Origin of the sequence: Methanobrevibacter sp. V14 (assembly GCF_963082475.1) — an archaeon.
GTDB lineage: Archaea > Methanobacteriota > Methanobacteria > Methanobacteriales > Methanobacteriaceae > Methanocatella.
In genome coordinates, this window is record NZ_CAUJAM010000009.1 from 280,759 (window position 1) to 307,459 (window position 26,701).

27 protein-coding genes are annotated in these 26,701 nt (G+C 33.4%); 11 read left to right on the forward strand and 16 right to left on the reverse strand.

What is annotated here, in order from left to right:
- Window positions 1-7: 7 nt before the first annotated feature.
- Window positions 8-586 (reverse strand): dTMP kinase, encoded by a 579-nt coding sequence (gene tmk / locus Q9968_RS09110; protein ID WP_305515643.1) that lies wholly within the window; start codon window positions 584-586, stop codon window positions 8-10.
- Between the two features lie 80 nt (window positions 587-666).
- Between tmk and Q9968_RS09115 the strand changes: the two genes are divergently transcribed.
- The 3 genes from Q9968_RS09115 to Q9968_RS09125 are packed head-to-tail and all read left to right on the forward strand — an operon-like array spanning window position 667 to window position 5,571.
- On the forward strand, window positions 667-3,168 hold the full coding sequence (locus Q9968_RS09115; RefSeq protein ID WP_305515645.1) for a U32 family peptidase: 2,502 nt from the start codon (window positions 667-669) through the stop codon (window positions 3,166-3,168).
- On the forward strand, window positions 3,155-5,365 hold the full coding sequence (locus Q9968_RS09120) for a U32 family peptidase (RefSeq protein ID WP_305515647.1): 2,211 nt from the start codon (window positions 3,155-3,157) through the stop codon (window positions 5,363-5,365). Before Q9968_RS09115 ends, Q9968_RS09120 begins: the two co-directional genes overlap by 14 nt.
- A complete protein-coding gene (locus tag Q9968_RS09125) occupies window positions 5,362-5,571 on the forward strand; it encodes a U32 family peptidase (protein ID WP_305515649.1) in 210 nt (69 codons plus the stop codon). The genes Q9968_RS09120 and Q9968_RS09125 overlap by 4 nt, the downstream gene beginning before the upstream one ends.
- Before the next feature lie 1,026 nt (window positions 5,572-6,597).
- Here Q9968_RS09125 and Q9968_RS09130 read toward each other — a convergent pair.
- The 3 genes from Q9968_RS09130 to Q9968_RS09140 all read right to left on the reverse strand — a co-directional run bounded on the left by Q9968_RS09130 (window position 6,598) and on the right by Q9968_RS09140 (window position 10,648).
- On the reverse strand, window positions 6,598-7,722 hold the full coding sequence (locus Q9968_RS09130) for a site-specific integrase (RefSeq protein WP_305515651.1): 1,125 nt from the start codon (window positions 7,720-7,722) through the stop codon (window positions 6,598-6,600).
- Window positions 7,723-8,063: 341 nt separating this feature from the next.
- Entirely contained in the window at window positions 8,064-9,398 is a 1,335-nt protein-coding gene (gene glmM, locus Q9968_RS09135) for a phosphoglucosamine mutase (protein WP_305515653.1), read from the reverse strand.
- Window positions 9,399-9,409: 11 nt separating this feature from the next.
- Complete coding sequence (locus tag Q9968_RS09140) at window positions 9,410-10,648, reverse strand: 2,3-bisphosphoglycerate-independent phosphoglycerate mutase (RefSeq protein WP_305515655.1); 1,239 nt, start codon at window positions 10,646-10,648, stop codon at window positions 9,410-9,412.
- Between the two features lie 80 nt (window positions 10,649-10,728).
- Between Q9968_RS09140 and Q9968_RS09145 the strand changes: the two genes are divergently transcribed.
- Window positions 10,729-11,064: a PhoU domain-containing protein gene (locus Q9968_RS09145; protein ID WP_305515716.1), complete on the forward strand. Its 336-nt coding sequence runs from the start codon at window positions 10,729-10,731 to the stop codon at window positions 11,062-11,064.
- 60 nt (window positions 11,065-11,124) lie between these two features.
- Here the strand turns inward: Q9968_RS09145 and Q9968_RS09150 are convergent, their stop codons facing one another.
- The 7 genes from Q9968_RS09150 to Q9968_RS09180 are packed head-to-tail and all read right to left on the reverse strand — an operon-like array spanning window position 11,125 to window position 15,584.
- Window positions 11,125-11,967, reverse strand: a complete 843-nt coding sequence (locus Q9968_RS09150) for a fumarate hydratase (protein WP_305515657.1) — start codon at window positions 11,965-11,967, stop codon at window positions 11,125-11,127.
- Between the two features lie 51 nt (window positions 11,968-12,018).
- Window positions 12,019-12,258 carry a 4Fe-4S binding protein gene (locus Q9968_RS09155; RefSeq protein WP_305515659.1) on the reverse strand — a complete coding sequence of 80 codons (240 nt, stop codon included), beginning with the start codon at window positions 12,256-12,258 and terminating at the stop codon, window positions 12,019-12,021.
- A gap of 6 nt (window positions 12,259-12,264) precedes the next feature.
- Window positions 12,265-12,765, reverse strand: coding sequence for a 4Fe-4S dicluster domain-containing protein (locus Q9968_RS09160; protein ID WP_305515660.1), 501 nt, complete (start codon window positions 12,763-12,765; stop codon window positions 12,265-12,267).
- Window positions 12,766-12,774: 9 nt separating this feature from the next.
- Complete coding sequence (gene porB / locus Q9968_RS09165) at window positions 12,775-13,644, reverse strand: pyruvate synthase subunit PorB (protein ID WP_305515662.1); 870 nt, start codon at window positions 13,642-13,644, stop codon at window positions 12,775-12,777.
- Window positions 13,645-13,646: 2 nt separating this feature from the next.
- The gene (porA, locus tag Q9968_RS09170) at window positions 13,647-14,795 is read right to left on the reverse strand and encodes a pyruvate synthase subunit PorA (RefSeq protein WP_305515663.1); all 1,149 of its coding nucleotides are present in this window, start codon (window positions 14,793-14,795) and stop codon (window positions 13,647-13,649) included.
- 13 nt (window positions 14,796-14,808) lie between these two features.
- Window positions 14,809-15,051 carry a pyruvate synthase subunit PorD gene (gene porD, locus Q9968_RS09175; protein ID WP_305515665.1) on the reverse strand — a complete coding sequence of 81 codons (243 nt, stop codon included), beginning with the start codon at window positions 15,049-15,051 and terminating at the stop codon, window positions 14,809-14,811.
- An 11-nt stretch (window positions 15,052-15,062) separates the two neighbouring features.
- Window positions 15,063-15,584 (reverse strand): pyruvate ferredoxin oxidoreductase subunit gamma, encoded by a 522-nt coding sequence (locus tag Q9968_RS09180; RefSeq protein WP_305515667.1) that lies wholly within the window; start codon window positions 15,582-15,584, stop codon window positions 15,063-15,065.
- 272 nt (window positions 15,585-15,856) lie between these two features.
- On the opposite strand from Q9968_RS09180, the gene Q9968_RS09185 reads away from it, so the two are divergent.
- Complete coding sequence (locus Q9968_RS09185) at window positions 15,857-17,461, forward strand: dihydropteroate synthase-like protein (protein WP_305515668.1); 1,605 nt, start codon at window positions 15,857-15,859, stop codon at window positions 17,459-17,461.
- A 2-nt stretch (window positions 17,462-17,463) separates the two neighbouring features.
- Here the strand turns inward: Q9968_RS09185 and Q9968_RS09190 are convergent, their stop codons facing one another.
- Window positions 17,464-17,835 (reverse strand): hypothetical protein, encoded by a 372-nt coding sequence (locus tag Q9968_RS09190; RefSeq protein WP_305515670.1) that lies wholly within the window; start codon window positions 17,833-17,835, stop codon window positions 17,464-17,466.
- Between the two features lie 105 nt (window positions 17,836-17,940).
- Here Q9968_RS09190 and Q9968_RS09195 point away from each other — a divergent pair, with 105 nt between their 5' ends.
- From Q9968_RS09195 to Q9968_RS09220, 6 genes are read left to right on the forward strand one after another with little or no spacing between them, the layout of a single operon-like run.
- Window positions 17,941-18,795, forward strand: coding sequence for a MoxR family ATPase (locus Q9968_RS09195; protein WP_305515672.1), 855 nt, complete (start codon window positions 17,941-17,943; stop codon window positions 18,793-18,795).
- Window position 18,796: 1 nt separating this feature from the next.
- Window positions 18,797-19,954: a VWA domain-containing protein gene (locus tag Q9968_RS09200; protein ID WP_305515674.1), complete on the forward strand. Its 1,158-nt coding sequence runs from the start codon at window positions 18,797-18,799 to the stop codon at window positions 19,952-19,954.
- Between the two features lie 8 nt (window positions 19,955-19,962).
- Entirely contained in the window at window positions 19,963-20,880 is a 918-nt protein-coding gene (locus Q9968_RS09205) for a TIGR00269 family protein (RefSeq protein WP_305515676.1), read from the forward strand.
- A 4-nt stretch (window positions 20,881-20,884) separates the two neighbouring features.
- Complete coding sequence (locus tag Q9968_RS09210) at window positions 20,885-21,088, forward strand: MoaD/ThiS family protein (RefSeq protein ID WP_305515678.1); 204 nt, start codon at window positions 20,885-20,887, stop codon at window positions 21,086-21,088.
- A gap of 2 nt (window positions 21,089-21,090) precedes the next feature.
- Window positions 21,091-21,951 (forward strand): DUF89 domain-containing protein, encoded by an 861-nt coding sequence (locus Q9968_RS09215; RefSeq protein ID WP_305515680.1) that lies wholly within the window; start codon window positions 21,091-21,093, stop codon window positions 21,949-21,951.
- An 11-nt stretch (window positions 21,952-21,962) separates the two neighbouring features.
- Window positions 21,963-22,694 (forward strand): NAD(P)-binding domain-containing protein, encoded by a 732-nt coding sequence (locus Q9968_RS09220; protein WP_305515682.1) that lies wholly within the window; start codon window positions 21,963-21,965, stop codon window positions 22,692-22,694.
- Here the strand turns inward: Q9968_RS09220 and Q9968_RS09225 are convergent.
- The 4 genes from Q9968_RS09225 to mer all read right to left on the reverse strand — a co-directional run bounded on the left by Q9968_RS09225 (window position 22,684) and on the right by mer (window position 26,659).
- Complete coding sequence (locus tag Q9968_RS09225; protein ID WP_305515717.1) at window positions 22,684-23,964, reverse strand: cytidyltransferase; 1,281 nt, start codon at window positions 23,962-23,964, stop codon at window positions 22,684-22,686. The genes Q9968_RS09220 and Q9968_RS09225 overlap by 11 nt on opposite strands.
- 23 nt (window positions 23,965-23,987) lie before the next feature.
- On the reverse strand, window positions 23,988-24,470 hold the full coding sequence (locus tag Q9968_RS09230) for a DUF308 domain-containing protein (protein ID WP_305515683.1): 483 nt from the start codon (window positions 24,468-24,470) through the stop codon (window positions 23,988-23,990).
- Window positions 24,471-24,507: 37 nt separating this feature from the next.
- Window positions 24,508-25,590 carry an archaeosine biosynthesis radical SAM protein RaSEA gene (locus Q9968_RS09235; protein ID WP_305515684.1) on the reverse strand — a complete coding sequence of 361 codons (1,083 nt, stop codon included), beginning with the start codon at window positions 25,588-25,590 and terminating at the stop codon, window positions 24,508-24,510.
- Between the two features lie 109 nt (window positions 25,591-25,699).
- Complete coding sequence (gene mer, locus Q9968_RS09240; RefSeq protein WP_305515685.1) at window positions 25,700-26,659, reverse strand: 5,10-methylenetetrahydromethanopterin reductase; 960 nt, start codon at window positions 26,657-26,659, stop codon at window positions 25,700-25,702.
- Between the last annotated feature and the right edge of the window lie 42 nt (window positions 26,660-26,701).

The window sequence follows — 26,701 nt, forward strand, 5'->3', positions numbered from 1 at the left end:
TTTTTAATTATAGTATGCAATCGGGACAGATTCCAAGATATGGTGCTACTGCTTTTTTTATATCCGAAGATACTTTGTTTACTCCATTATTTGCATCAATTATTTGATGTTCATAATTTTCAATCAGTTTTAGGTAATTTTCCTTAACATTATTTAAAAATTCTTCATTTTCAAAAGTATCCCTACCAGAAGTTCTTGCAACGGATTTTTTAACATCCAAATCAAGAAGCAACAATAAATCAGGTTTTTTAGCATATTTGTTTAAAACTTCAATCCAATCGGCAGGTTCCTGATAAGCTAAACTTGATATAAATGACCTATCTGAAATAATTATTTTTGATTCATCATTTAATTTATCCCCCATCAGCATTCTGTCTGCTGCAAAAAGTAAACCTAGGGTTTTTTGAACTCTGTCAGTTGTTGCATCAGGGCGTTGCAGAATCTTTCTAATAAGTTTTCCAACTTCTGAATCAGTCGGTTCAATTAATGTTTCTACTCTGAATCCATTTGCTTCAAGCCATTCTTTTAATAATTGGATTTGAGTAGATTTACCAGCTCCATCAATTCCCTCAAATACTATATACATAAAATAGATTATGTTTTAATTTAATATATAATTAAGTACAAAAACTTAAATGAACAAATCAATCAGGGTGTAGAAATAAAATGGTTTTAAAAGAATTATTAGCTCCGGCAGGGTCTTATGATGTATTAGTGGTTGCAGTTAATGCGGGAGCTGATGCAGTTTACATTGCAAGCCAACAATATGGTGCTAGAGCATATGCTAAGAATTTCACAATAGAAGAAATTGAAAAAGCAGTTAACTACGCTCATCTAAATGGCAGCAAAGTCCATGTAACTGTAAACACATTAATAAACAATTTTGAAGTTGTTGATGTGTTAAAATACTTATTTAAATTATATCAAATTGGAGTGGATGCGGTTATTGTACAGGATTTAGGATTAATTTGGCTTTTAAAGACATTTATTCCGGATTTGGAAGTTCATGCATCAACACAAATGGGATTGAATAATTATTCCTCAATAAAATGGGCCAGTAAGAACAATATTAAAAGAGTGGTTCTTCCAAGAGAAGTCACACTTGATGAAATCAGAAACACCAAAAACCAACTTGAAAAAGACCATATTGACATGGATATTGAAGTATTTGGACATGGCGCATTATGCTATTGTGTTAGTGGAAAATGCTACATGTCCTCATACAACAGTGGAAGAAGCGGCAATCGTGGAGCTTGCGCCCAACCATGCAGGCGAGAATATCGTCTAAAATACAGAGGATACAATATTGGAAATGGTTATTTATTATCTACACATGACCTTGCAACATATAATCACCTAACTGATATTTCAGATGCAGGAGTTAAATCCTTAAAGCTTGAAGGCCGTATGAAATCAAAAGACTACATCGGAACAATTGTTAACAGTTACAGAAACATAATTGATGGAAATTCAGGAGATTATAAAAAAGACCTGCACCTTGTTTTCAATCGTCAATTTACCGAAGGATATATGCTGGGGGATAAACCTGGAGAGGTAATGGGAAGAGGCCATTCTGGTCATGAAGGATTATATATCGGAGATATTGTAAACATTGAAGACACTAAAGTTACAATTGAAATTAAAAACAAAGAAATTCCAATTATTTTAGAACCAGGAGATGGAATTGCTTTTAAATACAATGGAAAAATCAAAGGGATATATTTAGAAAACATCATAAAACAAGATGAAAATGAAATAATCATAGACACTACACGTCTTGTTAAAGTTGGAACTGAAGTATTCATTAGCTATTCTAAATCAACCCACGAATATTTAAAGCAGTTTGAAAAAGAAACAATTAAAAACAATGTTGCTATTGAATTGTCCCTTACTTGGGATGAGGATTTAAACCTTTATACTAAGGTCGAATTTCACCTTGATGATGAATTAATTAATTTCAGACATAAAACACTTGATAAATTTGAAAAAGCTAAAAACAAGCCATTGACTGAAGAGGTAATGGAAAAACAATTGAAAAGGACAGGCAACACCCCATTTTATATTGGAAATATCCGATTTAACAATATGCCCAATGATATTTTCATACCCTTAGGTGAAATTAATCAGATAAGGCGCGAAATCCTAGATACTGCAACTGAATTATTATTAAATCACTACACACCTAATAAAAAATCCATAAAGGCGGTTCGTAAAGATTTAACTAAATTTTTCAAAGATTATACTGAAAATCCCGGCAAAATTAAAAAGAAAACTCCGAAATTATCAATATTTATCGATGATATCGCACAAATCAGATCCGCTTCTGGTTTTGATTTGAAAAGAATTTATTTTGATGGCAATTGTCACTATAACAACCCTGAAGATTACTTTGAAAATATAAAAGAAACTTTAAAGAAAGGCAGTTTGATGGCGGCTCCAACAGAATTCGTTTGGGTTTTATCCTCCTTCATAACACAAGAAGACGCCGTTAAATGTAGTGAAATCATTAAGGAACTTGAAAATGAAGGAATCATTGTTTCTGTAATGGGGGATTTTCCAGGTATGAATGACCTATTTGACTGTCCAATTTATGGAAATCACAATTTGAATGTTTGGAATAGTTTCTGTGTGCATAATCTGAATGCATCCAATTTTAAATCATTAATCTTATCATCTGAACTTTCAGGTGAGGAAATCAAGCAAATCGTGCTTAAAAATCATGACAAGAATATTGATTTGGAAATGATTGTTAATGGAAACTTGGAAGTGATTGTAAGTAAGGACGATTTCACCAATTTAAATGATGGAAAAGATTTCATTATTTCAAATGATTCTGATTATGCAACTTTAGAAGATAAAAAAAGAAAAAAATTCAAATATAAAGTATTCTTTGACTATAACCGACAAAGCCATATTATCAACAAGGATTGTTTATGTTTAATTGAAGAGATGAATGAAATTAAAGAAATGGGTCTTGACTGTTTAATTTTAGATTGCAGATACTCAAATGAGAAATATACTTCTCAAATCTTATCAATTTATACTGAAAGTCTTAAAAATAAAGACCCAGAGGAATTAAGTAAATATAAATACCAAATTATGGATTTCTCACAATCCTACATTAACAAAGGCAATTATATTGAGGGCAGATTACATGAGAATTCCTGAATTACTTGCGCCTGTTGGGTCAATGGATCATCTAAAAGTTGCGATTAATGCCGGTGCCAGTGCAGTTTATCTATCTGGAAAGAATTATGGTGCCCGCAAATACGCGACTAACTTCACATTAGATGAAATTGAGGAAGCAGTAAACATGGCACATATGCATAATGTTAAAGTTTATGTTACTGTCAATACATTAATTAAGGAAGACGAACTTGAAAATGTTATAAACTATTTAGCCAAGCTATATGCAATGGGGACAGATGCTGTTTTGGTACAGGACTTAGGATTAGTTGAGCTGATCAGAAAACACTTACCAAATTTGAAAATTCATGCTTCAACACAAATGACTTGTGAAAATCAGCTTAAAATAGATTATCTTGAAAGTAAAGGAATTAAAAGAGTTGTTCTTCCAAGAGAAATGAGAAAAGAAGAAATTGAAAATCTTAAAACAAATATGGAACTTGAAATTTTCGTTCATGGAGCATTATGTTATTCCTATTCCGGACAATGTCTAATGAGTAGTTTTAAAGGTGGAAGAAGCGGAAACAGAGGAACCTGCGCCCAACCTTGCCGTCAAAAATACCTAATTGAAGGTATGAAAAAACAAGATTATTACTTATCTCCAAGTGATTTGAACCTGTTTAACCATCTAAAAGAGATTGCTGAGTTAGATATTCGCTGTATTAAAATTGAAGGAAGAATGAGGTCAAAGGAATACTTGGCTATTGTTGTAAGCAATTATAGAAAGGCATTGAATAGATTAAAAAGTGGAAAAGAAAGCACTTCTGAAGAAATTAATTTGGTATTTAATAGAGGATTTAATGAAGGGCAATTTCTAAATAAATCTAAAAGAAGCATACGTGCAGGCCATATCGGTTTAAAAATAGGTCGTGTAATTAAAAGCAGTGAAAATCAACTTGCAATACGTATGAATGATCATATCAAAACTATGCCTGAGAAAGGGGACGGATTACTGATAGTTAAAAATAATGACGATTATGGTTTTGAGATATCACAAGATCCCCTAATAACAACCTTGAATCATTTCCAAAAAGGTAAAAATAAACCTGTAAAAGACCTGACCCGTAAGAATAAAGTGCTGATTGTTAAAAAAGTATGGCAAAATAAAAAGGCAGACTTTAATTTAAATGAATCTGATGTATACCTAACAAAGAAAAACAATTTATCGAAAAAAGTTAAAGAAATTGAAAATAAAGGTTCAAGTTATGTCAAATCAAAATTGATGCTGACGTTTTATATAAGAAATAAATATCCTGTCCTGAAAGCAAGATTGACCCTTGCAAACCACAAAGAAGTGACTTGTGAAGTTATGGGAAATACGCCATTTGAAAAACCTTTAAAAAAGAGCATCAGTCAAGATACAAGTAAAAACCAATTATTAAAAATGGATAAATATCCATTTGAAATTGCACAAATCAATATTAACTATGATGGAACATTATTCATCCCAATTAGTAAAATTAATAAACTTAGAAGAAATTTATTTGAAAAATTAGAAAATGAAGTAATCGACTCATATAAACATGAACCAGAGACCATTAGATTAAATAAAAAGGAAATCAATCAAAAAGAAGCAGAAATTAATTTTTCATTCTATACCAATAATTTAAAGCACCTGGAAAACATCACAGGAGTTAAAAGAGTTTATCTGGAAATTCCACCCCAAGATGATTCATTATCCCTTGAAAATGGAAACTATAACATTAATTACATTGTAAATTTTATTAAAAAAGCTATTGAAATTGCAAATGGTAAAAATTATGAATTGATTTGGAAATGGCCGGATATTGCTCACGATAAACTTATTAAAGCATTGAATAAAGTAAGAGGAATATTAAACAAAATGCACTACACCATTCCAATCATGAGCAATTCCTTTAATGGAGAATATGCTTCCTACTCAATGAACATTGCAAATAATTACTCAATCAACAGTCTTGAGAACTATAAAATATTAACAGTTTCACCAGAACTTCGCAAAAAAGATTATGAAGAGATTATCAAATATTGCATGAACCCTAATAAAGTTGAAATACTGGTTCATGGACGTGTTGAGTTAATGAAAACACGATATCCGATTTTATATGGAAATGAAAGTAAAAGAGATTATAAAAATTATTTAATTGATGAAAAAAGAACAAGCATCCAATTCATAAAAGTATTTCATCAGAAGAATTGATTATCTTCAATGACCGGGACCTATCACTTATAGACGAAATAGATCACTTGAAAAATCTTGGTTATTGCAATTTCTCAATAGATGGAAGATATAGGAAGGATTCTTATTATAAAATAGTAAATATCTATCAGGAAGCATTAACTGGGAATATCCTCAAACAAGAATTAGAAAAATATTCCCCAAAAAATACACCAGCCAATTATTAAGTCAGATAATATTGGATGATTGCTCGTTCGCACGCTCTTAAGAACCGTATGTATCCGTTTCCGAAGACACTGACAATGCAGAACTTTAACTTACATCCTACTTCTCAACATTGTAGCAGTTGATAGCCAAATTGGCAATGACGGGGTAATAATTGTCCCCTACCTACTTCTCAACATTGTAGCAGTTGATAGTGACCCAATCCGTAGCGTATTGTGTTGTGGACACATAAACATTATTGTTTTGAGCATATATCCTCCATCACCAATCATTTGAATTAATGATTTTTATTCATTTTATATTCACTTTTTCCACCAACAGAAGCCATCCATGTTATCCATGCCATGCACAAGGCACGGTATCCATTATAGTCATTATTCCTATTTCCTTATTGTCTTTTGACATTTAATGGTTTTCACTTTCCCTGATATCCTTTATCTTCTAAGGATTTAGACTTCATTTACAATTCGCTTACTCACAAACTGTTGTGAGACCTAAAAAGTTGATCTGCTTCATATCGAATTAATAATGTTACATCACTGCTCCGGCAAATTACTGTAAGGTTACGGCAAAACAACCACATATTTGATGATTTCTATGAATTTGCTGTTCAGCAGCAGTTAAATAAATTTAACGTCGCATTCCCCCTATTATCTTGTTTTGCGAAGACTACAATTCTTCGCTTTCATTAACCTCTTTTCATTCTTTCCCTACTATAAATATGATGAATGCTTTATATTTAATTTGTACGAGTGTGAAAAATTGTTCTCACTTCGTAATGGCTAATCATAGTTTGTCAAAATGAATATATAAACATTACTATTGCTCCTTTGATGTTAAATCGTTTAATTATTACAATGTTATACTTGAAGATAAGGCATGTATTTTTCCAAAATTCTATAAACAAATAAACAAAAAAATATGAAAAAAACTAGAAAAACCTACAATACGAAACTCATGATGGAGCCATCATGTTGACAAATTGTAGTTAAAAAAATGTAAAAAAAATAAAAAATAGAAATAAGGTTTTATCCCGTATTTCTTAAAGCTTTTTTGATATAATCAATTTCGCCCTTAAGACCATCCAGTTCAGCATTCAATTTTTGATTTTCACTCTCCATTGCCTGAAACTCCGGAGATTTGATGGATAACTTCTCAACATCAAGATTGATTGTGACTGCACCCATATGCTCAATATATTTTTCTCTTAAACGCAAAGGGTCTTCCATGAAATAGGAAGTTCTGGTCTGATCCTTTCCTCTGCCCTGAAGTTCATCGATTTCATCCATGCTCAAACCGTCATTGTACAGCTGGCTTGCATGAAACTTCCTCAGCATGTGGGAACGGAAGCGGTTGTATGAACCTGCCTTTCCAAGGTTCAGCTTGTTGTTGATTTTGCCGAAGGGATTGTTCATGTGAGTGGAACTGATATTGAAAAGAGGAGTTGAATTTGTAAGTTCCCTCTCATCTATCACAAGATAGTGAATTATTTCTGCTGTAGATTCCGGACTTGAAAAAGTGGTATAGTACTTGTTGGTTTTTTGTCTTCTTAACCTCCAGGATGGAACCACATCATCACGGCCGTGCAATGCTTCAATAACATCATCTATATTGTCCTTGTGATGGTAATCATAGGTTGCCTCAATGAAATCCTGAATGGTAATGTTTAAAGTTTCCCTTTTTGCACATCCGCTGCTGGTCATGAAGAGAATAATTGCTTTCATCAACGGATTGACCATCTTCAGGATATGCCTAAGCAATTCCTTGTCGGGCAAATCATTATAAGAAATAGGCATAGGCTTTTTGATATTTTTCTGATTTAACTTTGGCATTTTACCAATTTCAATATCAAAACCTTCTTCATATACGGTCATAACCCTACTGACATAATTTTTGACTGTAGTTCCAAGATGACCTTTCTTCATCAAATGGTTTCTGAATGCAAGAAGTCTTGACCTCAATTTTGAATGTTTCCATTTGACTTCTTCACGTTCTTCCTTTTCGGCTTCTTCTAACAACTGGTAGAATGGTTTTTTATGGTATCTTGAATACAAACCAATGGCGGTGGCGTAGCTATCATAGGTAACATCTTTAAGCCCTCGCTCATCACAAAAGCTTCTTAAAAGTTGCTCATCTTTTTCGTGCATAATCATATTTATTACTCCTATATAAAATGTCTTTTTACCAAGAGCATTTGATAAGTAAGTGCGACGGGATAGGGTCTCCTTTTTCCCTACTCTTGTATCAGTGAAACACTTCTTGTATGAAGTTGTTTTAATCCCTGTTGTGTTGGGATTTCCTCCTGTGAAATTCTTAGCTTGGTAACGAGCCTATATACAATCGGACACAACCTAAAAAGAATATACAACGAAATAAACACTAAAAACAACTAAAAATAAGAAAAAATATAAAAAATCTAAAAACACAAAATTCAATTAAAAATTTTGCGTCACATCCTCGTTTTTAAAAAAAAAAGAAAAGATGAATCATCATCTTATAAATTTTCATTAATGATTTTAATACATGCCTCTTTAATCTCTAAAGCTCTAGCGTCATCACGAGATTCAAGAGTTATTCTAATATAATCTTCTGTTCCAGAAGGCCTTACTAAAACCCAACTATCATCTGAAAATGTTAATCTGACTCCATCTAAAGAGTTTACATCAACAATATCATCAAAAGCATTTTTTAGCAGCTCTTCCATATTCTCCATTATTTTAACTTTAGCCTCTTTTGAGCAGGTTATTTTTTCACGGATGTTTGGATAAGACGGGATTTGTGCTAATAGGTCCGATAGATTACCATCTCTTGAAACGATTTCAGCCATTCTTAAACCGGACAATATTCCATCAGGACACATACAGAAGTCAGGATGCAGCCAAGTTCCGGATGGTTCCCCTCCAAATGTCGCATCTTTTTCAATGATTGCTTCAGCTACATTGACATCTCCAACAGGAGTTCTAATAACCTCTCCCTTTACAGATTCGTCCATGCATAAACCTGCATCAACAGTAGTAACAATGTTTCCTTCGAACTCTTTTGAAATCAATGCTAAAAGAGAATCAAACGGCGAAATATTCCCTTTCTCATCAACTGTAATCATCCTATCTGCATCACCGTCGTGAGCAATTCCAAGATCTGCACCAATTGCAACAACAGTTTTCATTAATGTTTGTAAGTTTTCAGCATTAGGTTCTGGGTTGCGACCTGGGAAAAATCCGTCAGGTTGAGAATTAATGGTTGTTACTGCACATCCCGCTTTTCTAAATACTAAAGGTGATATTTCGCTTCCAGCGCCAGATGCGCAATCAATAACAACCTTCAGATCCTTTTTAACATCAACCATACTTACTAAATCATCAATATATTGGCCTTTGATTTCTTCATTAACACTTAATTCACCGACATTATCCCAAGTGACTGAAATATAATCTTTATTAGCATATATCTCTTCAATTTTTCTCTCTTGAGCGGAAGTATATGCCATACCGTTTTTATTCCATAGTTTTATTCCATTATATTGAGAGGGATTGTGAGATGCAGTCAGCATTATTCCAGCATCAGCATCAAGTTTTTCGGTAGCATATCCTACCAATGGTGTTGGAACCATTCCGATTTTAACTACATTTACCCCGCTTTCAAGCAATCCTGCAGCAATAGCCTGATCTAGCATTTTATTTGTTGTTCTTGTATCATAACCGATTACAACAGTGCCTTTATTATCCAAATAATAAGCAATTGATTTTCCAACATTTAATGCAAGTTCGCATGTTACTTCAGAACCGATTTTGCCTCTAATTCCAGAGGTCCCAAAAAGTTTTGCTACCATCTAATTCGCCCCTATGCACCGAACTTATGGGCATAATTCATTAAATCCATCATAATGTTCATAACATCTGATCCACGGATCCTGTTTAATCCTCCTTTTGCACAAGCACGTTCAGAGAATTCGCAAACATCATCAACCCTTACTTCAGGACCTCTGATTACAACAGGTACAGGATCGCCAGAGTGATTCATTACTGAAATTGGAGTAGAATGATCAGCAGTTAAGTAAATGTAGACATCTTCAAGTTTTATTAGTTCGCTCATAACAACCTCATCCACTTTTTCAATGAATTCTTTTTTCTCAATTGTCTGACCGTCGTGACCTGCTTCATCTGCTCCATCGATGTTTATTAAGAAAAAATCATATTCTGAGTTTTTGACTTGGTCAACAATGGTATCACGAATATTATATAGGTTAGTATCAATTCCGCCGGTTACATCTTCCATTTCAATAATGTCCATTCCTGCAAATCTTCCGATACCCATGATTAATCCGGTTTCTGCAATACAGGCTGAATTAATTTCATATTTTTCATTTAATGATTCAACAACAGGCACCTCTCCAGCTCCACGTGGAATGACAATATTTGCTGGCGGTTCGCCTTCTTCAATTCTTTTTAAGTTTACAGGGTGATCTTTAACCATTTCATATGTTTTTACAACAACTTTATTTAAAATATCTGCTGTTTTAGCTGCTTGCGGAGTGTCGTCCAAAGCCTTTACTTCTTTTGGTCTGTTTCCTTCTACTTTAGGATCAGCATCACTTACTTTATCAGACAATCCTTCACCCCTAAGTACAAGTACGGCCCTGTGGCCAGTTGATTCTTTAAATATTATTTTAATATCAGGATAATCCTCTAAAACCATAGTATTCAAGACATCTACAATTTCTTTAGTGCCCTCTTTAATTCTTCCAGCACGCCTATCGGTTACAACTAAGTTTTCATCTGCAGTTGAGAAATTACATCTAAATGCAATATCCCCCGGCAATACCTCCAAACCAACGCCATTTGCTTCAAACGGACCTCTTCCAGTATAAACTTCATATGGATTGTATCCTAAGATAGATAAGTGTGCAGTGTCACTTCCAGGAATAATCCCCGGTGCGATTGAATCCATAATACCAGTTATTCCTTCTTCAGCCATCTTATCCATGTTTGGAGTATTTGCTGCTTCAAGAGGTGTTTTATTTCCAAATTCTTTAATTGGACGGTCACCCATACCATCCATGATTAAAATAAGACCTTTCATAAATATATCACCTTTAATAAATTATATTAATATTCTTTTTATTTTTAATAGTTAAATAATTTGTTTAAAACTAATTAATTATTTTTGAATTTAATCATTATGCGTATAAAACAGCCCAATCAATGATCCGTTTAGCAATGACTAGTTTTATTGAAGGAAATACTGAACTTAAGGATGAAATAATGGAATTGGAAGAAACTATTCAAATTATTCAATCTAAAGCTATTAATTTAATTGCTACTCAAATGGCTGAAAGTTCATTTGATGAAAAAGAGCGTTCAAATTATTTCATTTATTTATTTAGGCTCATTAAAGCATTTAAAAGAATTGGGGATATTTCTGTTGAAATGATGGATGTTGCAGTTGAATTCCATGACAATATCCCAAGACCAACTACTCCGAGACCTTTTAGATGAGTTCTCAAAATTTATTTTTTTTAAAGTGTTGTGAGGAATATTAAATTGAATAGTCCTTATTTATTTATCATAAAGTCTGGTTGTTGCATGCCTATCTGCCCAACATTGGATACAAACGCCAACAGGAAGGCCTGCAGTATGAGTATGTGCTTTTAAGATTTTTACATCTAACGTGGTGGTTTTACCGCCTAATCCCATTGGGCCAATTCCTGATGCATTAATCTCTTCTAATATTTCTTTTTCTAATTGGGCAAGTTGTGGATCTGGGTTTCTTTCACCAATTTTTCCAAGCAATGCTTTTTTACCAAGTTTTAAACATAAATCAGATGTTCCTCCAATTCCAACACCAATAACAGTTGGAGGGCAGGGTTTTCCTTTTGCTTTAAGGACTGATTCAACAACAAATTCTTTCACCCCTTCAATTCCTTCAGCAGGCAATGCCATTTTTAAAGCATTATTGTTTTCTGAACCAAATCCTTTTGGCAATATGGTTATTTCTAGGTAATCTTCATCAATTAATTCAATATCGATTGGAGGAATGTAATCTCCAACATTAACATTAGTATTTTCACGTGTAATTGGATCCACTATGTTTGGTCTGATTGGTATGTCTGTAGTTGCCTTTTTAATTCCTTCTTCAATTCCTTCACGTAAATTTTCAACTTCAACATTACCTAATTTAACGAAAACTACAGGCAAACCTGTGTCCTGACACATGGGAATGCCTTTCTCTTCTGCAAGTTCAATATTTTTTAAAATAGCTTCAATATTTAACCTTGCAAGATCATGTTCTTCTATTTTCAGTGCATCTTCAAGTGATTTTTTCACATCATCACCAAGAACAATCACCGCTTGTTTGTAAAGTTCATAAACCGTATCTTTAATAACATCTTTTGTAATCAAAATTAAAACCTTTATAAAATTAATTAATGTTATCTTTGATTTTTGAAATATTTAAATTTTAATTACATTAATGGGGCATACTTCAACACAATCTCTGCAGAGATTACATTTTTCACCATTAATTGTAATAGCTCCGCCCAGTACTTCAATAGCATTTTGCTTGCAAGCTTTAAGGCATGGTGCTTCTGATGGTGGACAATGCATACAAAATAAGGTGGGAGTGTCAACATTGGGTGCTTGTTGACAACTCCCGCAGGTTGTACAGTCAGTACAATGTCCTGAATTAAACATAATTTTCTATTCTTCTAAAACAAGCCTTGCCCTTGCTTGACTTGTAATTACATTGACAAAGCTGCTTTTCTTAGTGTCAGATTCATATAATCCTGCCATTTTAGCCAAGAATTTTTCCTGATTTTTAGATTTGACTTTAGCAGGATCAACAACACTAATAGCTCTTTTAGTACAAGCTCTGATACATGCAGGTCCTTCTTCTCTCTCAGCACAGAGGTCACATTTCTCAGCAATATTTGCTTCAAATATCATTGCACCAAAGGGACAGGCCATTACACATAATCCGCAGCCAATACATTTTTCACTATCTACTCCTTCATCGGTAACTGCTTCTGTTGGGCAGATTTTGATACATGGTGCATTTTCGCAGTGTTGACATACAATGGAGTAAAATGAAGAATGATATTCTACAATATTTATTCTACTAACTCTGTGAACAGATGCGCACATGTTTACACAGTTCATACATCCATCACATAGATTAGTATTTACAGAAATTTTTTCCATCGTATCACCTTATAGTCCTAATTCTTCACACTCTGCATCAACATATTTCTGGACTTTCTCGATAAGTTCGTCATCTAAGTGTCTGAATCTTTTTTGCGGTCCTAAGTATTCTTTTACAGCTTTTCTCTCTTCAGGCCTGTAAGTGATATTGAATTCACCATTTTCGATTTCATATAAAATCCAGGATCCAGTTTCTACAGCTAATCTTCCCATTTCAATTGTTTTTTCAGGAGGATATCCCCAACCAGTAGTACATGGTTGTTGTAAGTGAATGTATGCTGGTCCTTTTATCTCAGCAGCTTTTTTAACCTTTTTAACATAATCCTCAGGATATGCGATTGATGCGGTAGCAACATAAGGTATTCCGTGTGCCGCCATAATCATTGGCATGTTTTTCTTAGGTTTGTCTTCTCCAAAACTGGCACTTCCTCTTGGTGAAGTAGTTGTGGTTGCACCAAATGGGGTTGCTCCACTTCTTTGAATACCTGTGTTCATGTATGCTTCGTTATCATAACAAATGTAGGTCATGTTATGGCCTCTTTCCATAGCTCCGGATAATGATTGTAAACCAATATCTACAGTTCCTCCGTCACCACCAAAAGCGATTACATTAACATCTTCTTTTCCCTGAATTCTAAGTGCACTTTCTACACCGGATGCAACTGCACCTGAGTTTTCAAACGCCACATGAATGAATGGAACTTCCCATGCGGTTTCAGGGTATGGTGTAGTCATTACTTCAAGACAACCAGTAGCGGAAATAGCTACAGTATTTTCATCTAGTGCATTTAAAGCTAATTTAACTGCTATAGATGCTCCACAACCAGCACAACCTCTGTGTCCGGATGCTAATAAATTTTTATCAGGAATGTCTACCATTTTTATTCCTCCTTAAGTCCAATCCATGTAACTTCTTTTTCAGGTACATTTTTAGTTTCTTCATAAATTTCCAAAATTGATTCAGGGGTAATGTCCCTTCCACCTAAGCCGGCGATAAATCCATAGGTATCTTTTTTGATTTTTGATTTAATATCAGTATATAATGCCCCACCGATTCCGAATGTGAAATTTTTATCGATAACCGCTAATTTGTCACAATTTTTAACAGCTTCTTCAATAGCTTCAAATGGGAAAGGTCTGTAAGCTCTGACTTTAAGCAAACCTACTTTTTCGCCTTTTTCTCTTAATTGATTAATAATAACTCTAAGGGTACTACAAAGTGATCCCATAGCAACAAATATGATTTCAGCATCTTCAGTTTTATATGTTTCAATAAGGCCATATTTTCTTCCGAAGATTTCAGCAAATTCATCACAGGTTTGTTGGATTACCTCAAGGGAATTTTCCATAGCTACTTGCATATCATGTCTTGCTTCAAGATAATAGTTGGGATCAGCTAAGTTACCAATAGACATTGGGGTTTTAGGATCGAGGAAAGCATGTTTAGGTTCATATGGAGGTAAAAATTCATCGACAGGTTCTTGATCTGGAATGTCTACTGGTTCAACAGTGTGAGTTAAAATGAAACCATCTAAACATACCATTGAAGGTAATAATACTTTAGGGTTTTCTGAAACTTTATATGCCATTAAAGTAGTGTCCAATGCTTCTTGTGCATTTTCAACATAAATTTGCAACCATCCTGAATCTCTTTGTGCAATTGAATCTTGTTGGTCATTCCAAATGTTTAATGGTGCAGAAATTGCTCTGTTTGCATCAGCTAAAACGAAAGGTGTTCTCATACCTGCCGCTGCAAATAAAATTTCGTGCATTAACATTAATCCTTGTGAAGATGTTGCTGTAAATACTCTTACTCCAGTACTACTTGCTCCGACAGCAGCACTTATTGCACTGTGTTCTGATTCTACTTTGATGTATTTAGCATTGATTTTTTCGTCAGCAACATATTGTGCTAAGTATTCAGAAATTGTAGTTTGTGGAGTAATTGGATAAACGGGAATAACTTTGGGTTTTGCTAATCTTGCAGCTTCTGCAACTGCTTTATTTGCGGTCATTACTTCTCTTATCATAAAATCACTCTCTTTATTCTTTTATCATTTCGATTGCATCGGAAGGGCATTCGTGTGCACAAATTCCGCATCCTTTACAGTAATCGTAATCAATATCGTGCTGTTTATTTACACAGGAGTCTGGACAAAATAAAATGCAGTTGTCACAGTCAATACATTTTTCTTTATCTAAAATTGGTTTGAAAGTTCTCCAGCTTCCGGTTTTATTATTTTTACTACTTCCGGGAGTAGTTATTGCACATCCTATATTTACCATATTCTCACCATTTATCCCATTTCGTAAGCTTTTTGGGTAGCTTCCGCATTTAACTCTCCAATTTTTCCAGGGAAGGTTTCTTTAATCACTTCAACAAGTGATTCAATACTTACTATATGGGTTTTTTTAGCAAAATAACCTAAAATAATTGTGTTTACAATGTTACGTCCTAATAAGTCAAGTGCAATTCCGGTAGCATCAATATCATGCACTACATGTTCTCCGCTACCTTCAAAGTTTTGTGTGTTAATAATTACCTTAGTATTATCTTTAATTCCTGAAAACACATCTACTACATTTAATAATCCATCGTCAAGAACTAATACATAATCCGGATTGTATATTTGGTATCTTAATTCAATTGGTTCATCATCAATTCTTGTAAAAGCCATTACTGGAGCTCCTCTACGTTCAACTCCAAAGAATGGGAAAGCTTGGACATATTTTCCATCTTTAAAAGCTGCTTTTGCCAAAATTTCAGCAGCAGTTACGGAACCTTGTCCACCTCTGCCATGAAAACGAATTTCAATCATTAATTCTCCTCCATATATTTATCATGTATAATCATTATAAATTACAAAATATATAAATTTTATGTTGAAATCTTATTTTTGGTTAATTTTGATTAACTCTTTTGATTTTTCTTAATTTTTTTAATATTATTTTCAATATATTTTATTATTTGATAGACAATTAGGGTATATTTTTTTTATAAATGGTGATTTTTAAGAAATCTCAATTTTTAAAAGATTTAATATATTGTATAATATAATATTATTAATTAATAAAATTGGGTTTGGAAGTTATGAAAGTTTTAATAATTACTGGGGAATTGGCATATCCTTTAATAAAGGAAGTTGTTGCAGGTTCAAAAAAGGACATAATTGTACATATTGCGGATAATACTCAAGTAGCTGCATTTTTAACTCCAAGGCAAATTATTAAAGAAGTAAAAAATTGTTTTAGTAATCAATTAGATGAAATTGACATGATTTTAGTTCCGGGTTTAATAAAAAAAGGAACAAAAGAAATCACAAAGGAACTTGGAATTCCAACTTTTAAAGGATCTACTGATGGGGCAGATCTTGCAATGGTTTTAAATTTAATTGGAAATATTGATTTGTCTGAAGATAAACCTGCAGATAAGTTAATTGAAGAGGAAAAACGTAAAGAAGCATTCAAATTCATCGATGAGTTTGAAAATGATGAAGAGAATATTAAGGAACTTCTTAAAAAACCGAATAATATTTTAATTGGTAATCTTCCAGTAGGTGAAGATTTCCCAATGAGAGTTTTATCCGAAATTGCTAATGCACCATTTTTATCAAAAGAAGCATTAATCAATAAATGCCAATATTTCGTTGATTCTGGTGCAGACATGATTGATATTGGAATGGCTGCTGGGGAAGATTTTTCAGATAAAATTCCAGAGTTAATTCAAACTTTAAGGTCGATTGTAGGAGATAGGCCATTAAGTATCGACACATTAAATCCAGATGAAATAAAAGTGGCTGCAGAAAATGGAATTGATTTTGTTTTAAGTCTTGATTTGGGAAATAACTCAGAAATTCAAAAGGTTCTAAAGGAAAAAGATATTCCTGCAGTATTGCTTCCCACCAACTTCTCACAAGGCAAATCACCGAAATCTCCAGCAGAACGCGTTGAAGCAATGCACCAGTTAATAAAAGACACTGAGGGGTTGCGTTATGTTGCTGATTTAATTCTGGATCCGGTTAACAGTGCAAGTATTGTAGAGTCAATAATCGCATGTCATGAATTCCACAAAGTCAACCCCGCACCGATGTTTTTCGGTGTTGGAAATGTAACTGAATTGATGGATGCGGATTCGGGGGGTGTCAATGTATTACTTGCAGGAATAGGTATGGAATTGGGAGTAAGTATTCTATTTACTCCTGAAGAAAGTGGAAAAACTAGGGGCAGTGTATATGAACTAGCTACCGCTTCTAAAATGATGTTTCTTGCAAAACACCGAAAATCTATTCCAAAAGACTTAGGAATAAATCTGGTTGCTTTTAAAGATAAACATAAAAGAAATGACATTATATTAAATGAGCTGGACGGTATTGAAGAAACCCACCAAGAAAAACCAATGAAATTTGTAAGGGATAAATTAGGCAGTTTCAAAATTAGTGTTGATTATGGAACTACAGTTGAATCAAGTAAGATTACTGCAACTCATTTTAAGAAAAACAAAGCAGATTTGGTGATTGCTGGCCATTCGGCAAGAGAGATTTATGAAGAAATTATAACAAAAAATCTTTTAAGCAGGATGGAACATGCTGCCTATTTAGGTTCAGAACTTAAAAAGGCAGAAATAGCAATGATCACTGGAAAAGAATATGTTCAGGATTTTGAATTATTCAAAAATCCTGACGAATTTAAAAAATAGATTTAATCAAAGTCTGTTGGGTCGTAAGTGTCTTCAGACTGTCCAGCTTGGGGTGTTGAACTAGGATCTGAGCTACTTCCAGAAGAACCGCCATTAGCACCTGAGCCACTTTCAGATGAACGGGCATCTGAACTAGCACTTGATGTGGATGATGCTGAATTTGAACTACTATCACTGCTTGAAGAATCTGCTGAAGATTGTGTATTTGATGCTTCACTGGCATTTATATTTGAATTAGTAATATTATTGTTTGGTTCTGCTGTCTGATTATCAGAATTAAGGGAAATTCCATTTCCGCTTATAAAGAAATATACACAGGCAACCATTACAATAATTACTATCAATGCAATAATTATCACATTATCAGATTTCATTTTTTCTACCTCCATTTAACAACAATATACTATTAATTACATAAACTATAAATAAATTTATTTTTATAATTTAGTCTATTAACAAAATTTTAGGAAGGTACGAAATTGAAAGTTGAAGATATTAATATTAAAGATATTGATAAATTGCTTTTAAAAGAGAATTATGTTTCAAACAATGAAATTTCAACAACTCTTTATTTATCATTTTTACTTGGAAAACCAATGCTTATTGAAGGCCCGCCAGGTGTTGGTAAAACAGAACTTGCAAAGGTAATTGCAAAATCATTTAACAGGGATTTCTTCAGGATTCAATGTTATGAAGGAATCACTTTCGAGCAAATCGTTGGTGAGTGGAATTATCAAAAACAATTGTTGCACTTGGAAGCTGCTAAAAATGATACAAGTAATGTTGAAGAGATTTTTGATGACGATTTCTTTATAAGAAGATCATTGCTTAATGCATTTTTGAATGAAAACGATTCTGTATTGCTAATCGATGAAATCGATAAGGCAGATGAAGAGGTAGAAAGTTTTTTACTTCAGGCATTAGGTGAGCAGGAAATCACTATCAATGATTTGGGAACATTCCATCTAAAAAATGATTTAATTGTTATTTTAACATCAAACTCACAAAGATCACTTCTTGATGAAACAAAGGATAGATGCTTGTTTTTATACATCCCCTACCCTACTGTTGAGAGGGAAATCGAAATTGTTAAATCAAAATTGCCAAATGTTGAAGATGAAACCGTATCTTATGTTGTTAATCTGGTTCATAGAATACGCAATCTTAATTTAATGAAGAAACCATCTGTAAGAGGTACCGTTGACTGGGTTAAATCAGTTAGCAATTTAGGAACTAATAATATTAACCGATCTCTAGAGGATAGTGTCGGAGTTGCTATTAAAACTGAAAGTGATAAAAAAAGGGTTATAAAAGATATTTTCAATAAACGATAAGATGATTAGTAAAATTGCAAATCTCTCAGCTGATTTGAGAAAAGAGGGATTGCCTGTAAGTATCAGGAGCACTCAATCGGCTATGGAGGTTTATCAGGATTTAGGTGATTTGGATAGGAATCTTTTAAAAACTGCTCTGCTGTCCATTTATGTTAAAGATAGATATGATATTCCTAAATTTTTAAAGATTTTTGATGAGGTATTTTCAGCTCCCGACCCTGAAAAAGAAATAGCTGATGATCTCAATAAAAGCAAAGCATACAAAGGAGCCGGGCCTAAATCCAACAAGTACATTATTCAAAAACAAAATACAATTGGCAAAAAAATCCAAAAGGAAAAAATTAACAATGAAAAATTAAAAATGCTTTCTGGCCAACCATTACTTGAAGAAGCTAAAAAGCTTGAACGTGATGGGGAATTGATGAATAAGGATTTGACTAAATTAAATAGATTCGACCCTAGAATGCTGGAAATTTGTCAAAGATTAGGTAAAAGAATTGCCAATAAACGTTCCAGAAGAAAAATCGAATCGAATTCTCATAAAATTGATATGAGAAGAACTATGAGGGCTAATTTAAAATACGGCGGAGTTCCAATTGAACTTATCAAATCTAAACCAAGACCTCATAAAAACGAACACCTCTTCTTAAATGATATCAGTGGATCTTGCGAGTGGATTAGTAGTTGGTTTTTCATGTTGATGTTTTCAGCACAAACTGCATTTAAAAGATCTCGAACTTTTGAATTTGACAATAAAGTAATTGAAACAACAAAAGCTCTAAAAGAGGAGTATCTTATAGATTCTTTTATAAAAGTAAAGGACATGCGTGTTAAAAACATGATGGTGCATGGAACATCTGATATGTATTCCGCTTTTACAAAATTTCAGAAGATGGCAAATATTAACAATAAATCTTATGTAATCATATTGTCAGATTGCAGGGACTGGGCCGGACCGAAAGTTAATGGAATTCCAGCAAGTGTTGAGATAGTTGGTGAAATGGTTAGGGATGCCAAGAAAGTAATTATTTTAAATCCTGAGGAGAGAAATAAATGGGATATTGTTGATAGTTGTGTTTCACTCTATGAGGATGCTGGAGCACAGGTATTTGAAGTAAATACTTTAAATCAACTCGCACAATTTGTAGAGCAAATGTAGGTAGTAATATGCAATGTAGTAAATGTGGAAATCCTAAAGTCATTATTAAAAAAGAACAATCAGGTCAGGTATTGTGTAAGGATTGTTTCATTGAATCAGTTGAAAAAAAAGTTATAAAAACCGTTCGAAAAGAAAAATTATTAGATAAAGGGGATAAATTGTTGGTGGCACTTTCCGGAGGTAAAGACAGTGTTACAACTTTAGAAATTCTAAATTCCTTTAGAAAAATGAATATCATTGAATTATGTGCCGTCACGGTTGATGAAGGAATAGCGAATTATCGCCAAGAAGGTGTCGATATAGCCATCAGGCATGCTGAACGTTTGGGAATTGAACATAAAGTAGTTTCTCTAAAGCAGAATTATGGAATTACTTTAGATGAAATAATGGAGAGGGAAAATCATAGAGGATCCTGCACTTATTGTGGAGTATTTAGAAGAACAATAATCAATAAAGCTGCACGTGAAATGGGCGCTACAAAAATAGCGACAGGACACAATCTGGATGATGAAGTTCAAGCTATTATGATGAATTACTTAGAAGGAAACACTGATAATTTAACAAAATTAGGTGCGAAAACAGAATCTAAGGCAAAAGAATTCACAGTTAAAATCAAACCCCTAAGAGAAATTCCCGAACGCGAAATAGGTTTATATGTAGTTGCAAAAGGTCTGGAAGTTCACTTTGACAGTTGCCCATATGCAATGCAATCATTTAGGGGAGAGGTTTCAGAGGTAATAAATCAGCTGTCTGAAAAACATCCAACAATAAAATATTCCACCCTCAGAGGTTATGATAAAATTAAGGGGATATTGAAAAAAGAAATGCAAAAGGAATACTCTCACGGAAGATGCAAAAGATGTGGAGAGCCATCTGCAAATGAGCTATGCAAGGCATGTTCATTTTTAGAAGAATTAGGAGTGTAAAACAATGCCATTCACATTAAAATATAAAGATTTAGATGAAAAAAGGGAAATCCCCAATGAAAGTTACACTATTAAAGATTTACTTAATGAATTGGAATTGTCCGCTCAGACAATAGTGTCAAAACAAAATGGAGAGCTTGTTATAGAAGACACAGTAATTGGAGAAAACGATGAAATTCAATTAATTCAAATAATATATGGAGGTTAATTTTGAAAATTAGTTATGAATGCGGGCCATGTTTTTTAAGACAGGCCAGAGAAGCTATGGATTTATCCACTGATGATGATGCACTTAAAATGGAAATAATGGAAGATGTTTTTAAATTTTTAAGCGATAATTTCAAATTAAACACCAACTCAAACGGTACAGGTTCCGCTATGCACAATTTGATTAAGCAAAAAACAGGATGCATGGATCCATATTATCGAGAAAAAATCAAAGGCAACGAAATAGCCTTAAGATTCTTGCCTGAAGTTAGAGAAATTCTAAAAAAAGATAATAGCTTAGAGAATCATGTTAAGATAGCTATCATTGGCAACATATTGGATTTTGGAGCATTTACATTAGATGATGATGTGGAAAGTGTAATCAAACAGTCACTTAAAAAGGATTTGGCTATAAAAGATATTGAAGGGCTTGAAACCTCACTTAAAACTAATGATAGATTATTGTACTTAGTAGATAATACTGGCGAGATTGTATTCGACAAACTGCTTTTATCAAAAATCAAAGAATATGATATGGATATTACAATAGCTGTTAAATCAGAACCTATTTTAAATGATGCATGTAGAAAAGATGCTCTTGAAGTCGGATTGGACGAATATGGTGAAATTGTTGATATGGGATGCGGAACAGTAGGTTATGTGGACAGTGAAATTTCAGATGAATTTAGAGAGATATTTAACGGTCATAAGTTCATAATCTCAAAAGGAATGGGAAATTATGAAGGATTATCGGAAATTGATTTGTCCTCTAAAGATATTTATTTCTTGTTATGTGCAAAATGCAATACTATTTCAAAAGAGTTAGGTGTTAACTTACATGAAATGCTTTTATTTAGAAAATAATTGGTGAAAACATGATAATCGGATTTATAGGATTTGGAAAGGTTTCACAGAATCTAGTTAAACTGATAAACTCCGAGGATATTGAATTCATAACGTCAGCTGAAAACAGATCATATAAAACAATTGAAAATATTAAAAAGTCCAATGTTAAAGTTTTAGATAGCTTTAAGGATGTAGCTATTCGATCCGATATTTTAATTTCAGCAAATTCTCCAAAAGGCGCTCTTGGAGTTGCAAAAGATTTTGGCAAATACACTGATGGAATTTATCTTGATTTAAACAATATCTCTCCAGACACTATCTTTGAAATTAATAAGCATGTTGGCACCTTAGTTGATGGAGCTATTATTGGAAAAGTTGACTTTAACCCAATGCTATATGTTTCAGGCAACATGTCTGATGAATTGCTTTTTTTAAGAGAATTTATTGAAACAAGAAAAGTCAGCGATGAAGCAGGGGATGCAAGTAAATTAAAATTATTTAGAAGCGTTTATACAAAAACCCTGTCAGCGCTACTGATGGAATCTGCAGAAATTGCAAGAAACAATGATTTGGAAGAAGAATTTTTCGATATATTGGCTTTGACTGAAGGGGATGATTTTAAAGAAAAGTCTCTTTCAAGAATAAATAATACTTTAAACAATTCAAAAAGAAAATCAGAAGAACTAGAAGAGATTATTAATTATTTTACAAAAGAGGATTTGGTCATGGTTAGGGCAGCACTAGAAAAACTTAACCAATAACTACTTTAACCTTAAATCCTTTTTCAGCTTCCTTTATACTTCCACTGACTGGAATAAAATGGGAATCCATAATATATCTAAGATAAGTCACATCCCGTGCAGGCAATCTTAAATTAGTTTTAATCTTTTTACCTTCACTTTTAAACTGAACAGCAATCCTGCCATTTTTATTAACATATAAATCAGTATTCAGTCCTTCTTCAGTGATTTTTGTTTCAAATTTGGTTAGGTTCAGACCTGCTTCGATATTTAAAGGGGGTGCATCAACAATGATATTTTCCCTTCTAAACTTATTGTTGGCTTCACGTGCACTAATTCCCTTTTCACCTTCACACGCTACATACCAAGCTCTATCGATGACTCTTTGAACTTTTTGATTATCCGGAATCACGCCGCTCTCTTCGTAACTTTTCATCAATTCCATAACCTCTTTCTTATGGACATCCATTTCAATAGAACTAATTGCAAGCCTAGTCATTACCGGTCCATAATTGGATCTTCTAAATACTGCCCATATTGATTCAGGGTCTCTATAAACTCTTCTTTTAATAATTTCATTTATGGTGTTTCCATTAAGGTAGGCTATCCTTTCAAGGTTTGCCCTTGAATAGGTATTCATTCTTTTATAAATTGTCTGCCAATCACGCTTACCGGGGGTTCTGCATTCATCAATTTCGCGCTGTAAAATCTCCACAGTAGTTTTTGGAAGTAATTTTTTAACTTCATCAGTAATTACCATATCATTATCAATAATGGACTGCCTAATCAACCTGCCTGAAAATTTATCTTTATTGAATTCTTTTACAACATGATAATTAAGCTTAGATCCTAAAAATTCATTAATCGCATACCAACGAATTTCATTCCGATTAGTATAACTTTTTGGCATTCCAACGAAATTGCCTTCATCAATAAACTTTTGAGCTTTCGATTTTATCTCATCAAGACTGATGCTGGCTGAGGTTATATAATCACTTACTCCGTCATCAATCATTTGCTTAAGTCTAATGGGGACACTATAAGACAGGACTAATCTGTGATGAAGTCCTTCAAATGATTTAACTTCATCTGCACCTAAAGCTAATGCCATTTCACGACGGGCATTGAAATCAACAAAAAAAGGTCCATGATTCGCACTAAAACCTTTATTCAAATAAACAACTAGTTTTTTATTTTCTCTGTTAGCTATTTTACGAGCTTCTTTAATTAATTTTCCATGACCTTTATGAACAGGGTCAAAATCTGCACTGATTGCTATCAATAATAACACCAAAAAAAGAAATATGGATAAAATTAATTATCCAATAATTTTAAAATACCACTAATTAACAACCATATTCCTATTAATGCACCGAGAACAACAGGGTTGGTTAGATAACTTCCAATAATAATGTATAATAAACCAAGAACAATTCCAACTATTCCAATATAAAAACCATATCTGGATTGACGGTTATTAATTAAGGAAACGAGCCCTACAACAATTAACATTATGCCTGCAAGATATAGTGTAATTTCTGCTAAAAATCCAAGCATCGCTGGATTGAATATTAAACAAATACTTAGTAAAAGCAATATAATGCCTAAAATCAAATCAAGTACTGCTCCACTTTTATTATAATCAATTATGGCTACTCCAACAACGAGTAAGTAAATGGATATTAGTAGTATTGATAAACCAATTAATGCACTAACTCCAATAACTCCCATCACAGGGAATATGATAATTAATAATCCAAGAATTATAGCTAGTAAACTAATAAATTTAGTTTTCATGTTTGCCTCCTAATAATAATTAATCATTTAAAATATATTAATATAATGGGATATGTTTTATCTCTACAGTTGATGAGTTCATATCCGAATTTTCAACTTCAGCTAACCATTCACTTTTACAATCACAATCATATTCAATTTTTGTCTGTGTTAAATTGTTAGCTATTATCATATGTTTTAAATCTTTATTACATTTTTTACAGTTATACGGGCCACGCCTTGAACCAAAACCAGAGGTATCTAAAAGAGCAGGTATGCATATTTCATCTCGTACAGTGTTAATTATTTCAATGCAAGACCAAATCCATGGTGGCTGGTAGGCTCCTTTTCTCCAGAATCTTTCAATAACAGTTCCACTATGAATTGTTGCCGGACAAAATGAAAGCCGGTTAACTCCAATGGATTCACAGTAATGTGCAGTTTCAATAGCTTCAGATATTGATTGTGATTCGGATACTAAAATAGGTTTTACAAATATATATGCCTTTGATTTGATGTTGTATCCTTTAGTTTCGGATAATTTTTGAATTAATTTAACTGCATTTTCAAAATCATCACGAGTAAAACCTTTATTGATTTTATTCAACCTAGTATAATCATTGGAGGTTTCAAGACCAATACTTACTTCAAATAATGTATCTCCAATTATTTCAAATATTTCATCTAAGTATTCTTCTTTAACATATTCTGGTCTTGACTCAACAATAATTTCAGCTACGTTGCCTAATTCCATTAATGTTTTGAGGATTTCATCACGAGCATTTTTTGGAAGTTCATAAGGATTTAGGAAACTTCCAGAAGCAAATAATTTCACTGAAATCCTATCTTCTTCAGCTATTGGGTGTCTTGATAGGTGTTCGTGGAATATTTTTAAAATAGTTTCCGTATCAATTGGTTCAAGTGTACAATCAGATACATAACTACACATTGTGCATCCCCCACTATCTCCAAGAGCCCAAGCGCAACCCGGTGTTGGAAGAATTATAAATAATGTTTTTGCAACACCATTATATGTCAAATCATCATTATACCAACTTGCCCCAACTTGTTCCGGGGGTTTCGGTTCTTTTCGCTCAAAAGCCATTTGTCTTATTTCTTTTGCTAAGTTTTCAATTTCCATTATAATATTATTGGGCTGATGTTATAATTAAAAATTATGTTAAAAACACGTTGTTATTAATTTGTGTGTAATGGTCTAAAAAAAATAAAATAAGAAAAGAGAAGCAAGTTTAGAAACTTGCAATAACTTCTCCTAATAATTTAATGGATTCTTCCACGTTTTTACCAACAGGAGAACCTGCTACATATTGAGTTACACCCATTTCAGCTAAGCCTTCAATTTTAGGGATGAACTCATCAGGGGTTCCGCATACGGAAAATGCGTCGAGTGCTTCATCGGTTACAGCACCAATAGCTCCACCGAAGTCACCTTTAGCTAAGAAACCACCCATTTTTTCGTTGAATCCTTCAGGCAATCCATGTCTTTCGATAACCATAGGAGGGGATCCAGCTGCAATGAATGCAACAACAATTTTAGCAGCATTTTTAGCTGCTTCGGAGTCAGCACCAATGGAGGTTGCAGTGTATGCACCTACATCGAATTCTTTGTCTCCTGCTGCTTCGATACCTTTTTTGATCATAGGCATTGCTGATTCGTAATCTTTAGGGTTGGATGCATTAATCAATACACCATCAGCGATTTCTCCAGCAGTTTCTAACATTTTAGGTCCTTGTGCTCCCATATAAACTGGGATGTGTTCTTGGACAGCTTTTACTCCACCTAATGATGCTCCAGCTTCGGTTTTTTCTCCAGCTAATAAAGTATTAATGTCAGCAATAGCTGTTTTAATAGTGGATACAGGTTTAGTCCATTCAATTCCTAAAGCATCGAAGGTTGCTTTGTCTCCAGGACCAATACCAAAGGTTGCTCTTCCATTGGATATTTCATCAATAGTTGCGATTGCGGAAGCAGAAATTGCAGGGCTTCTTACATATGGGTTGGTTACTCCTGGTCCCATTTTAATAGTTTCAGTATTTGCTGCAAGCAATGCTAAGGTTTCGTATACATTTTTATTGTTGTAGTGGTCTGTAATCCAAGCGTATTCAAAACCGACATCTTCTGCTAATTTTACTAATTTTACAATTTCATCTAAAGGTTGATTTGGTACGAATTCTATACCGAACTTCATATTTTATCACCGATAATAGTTTTGGTTAGCAATATATAAAGT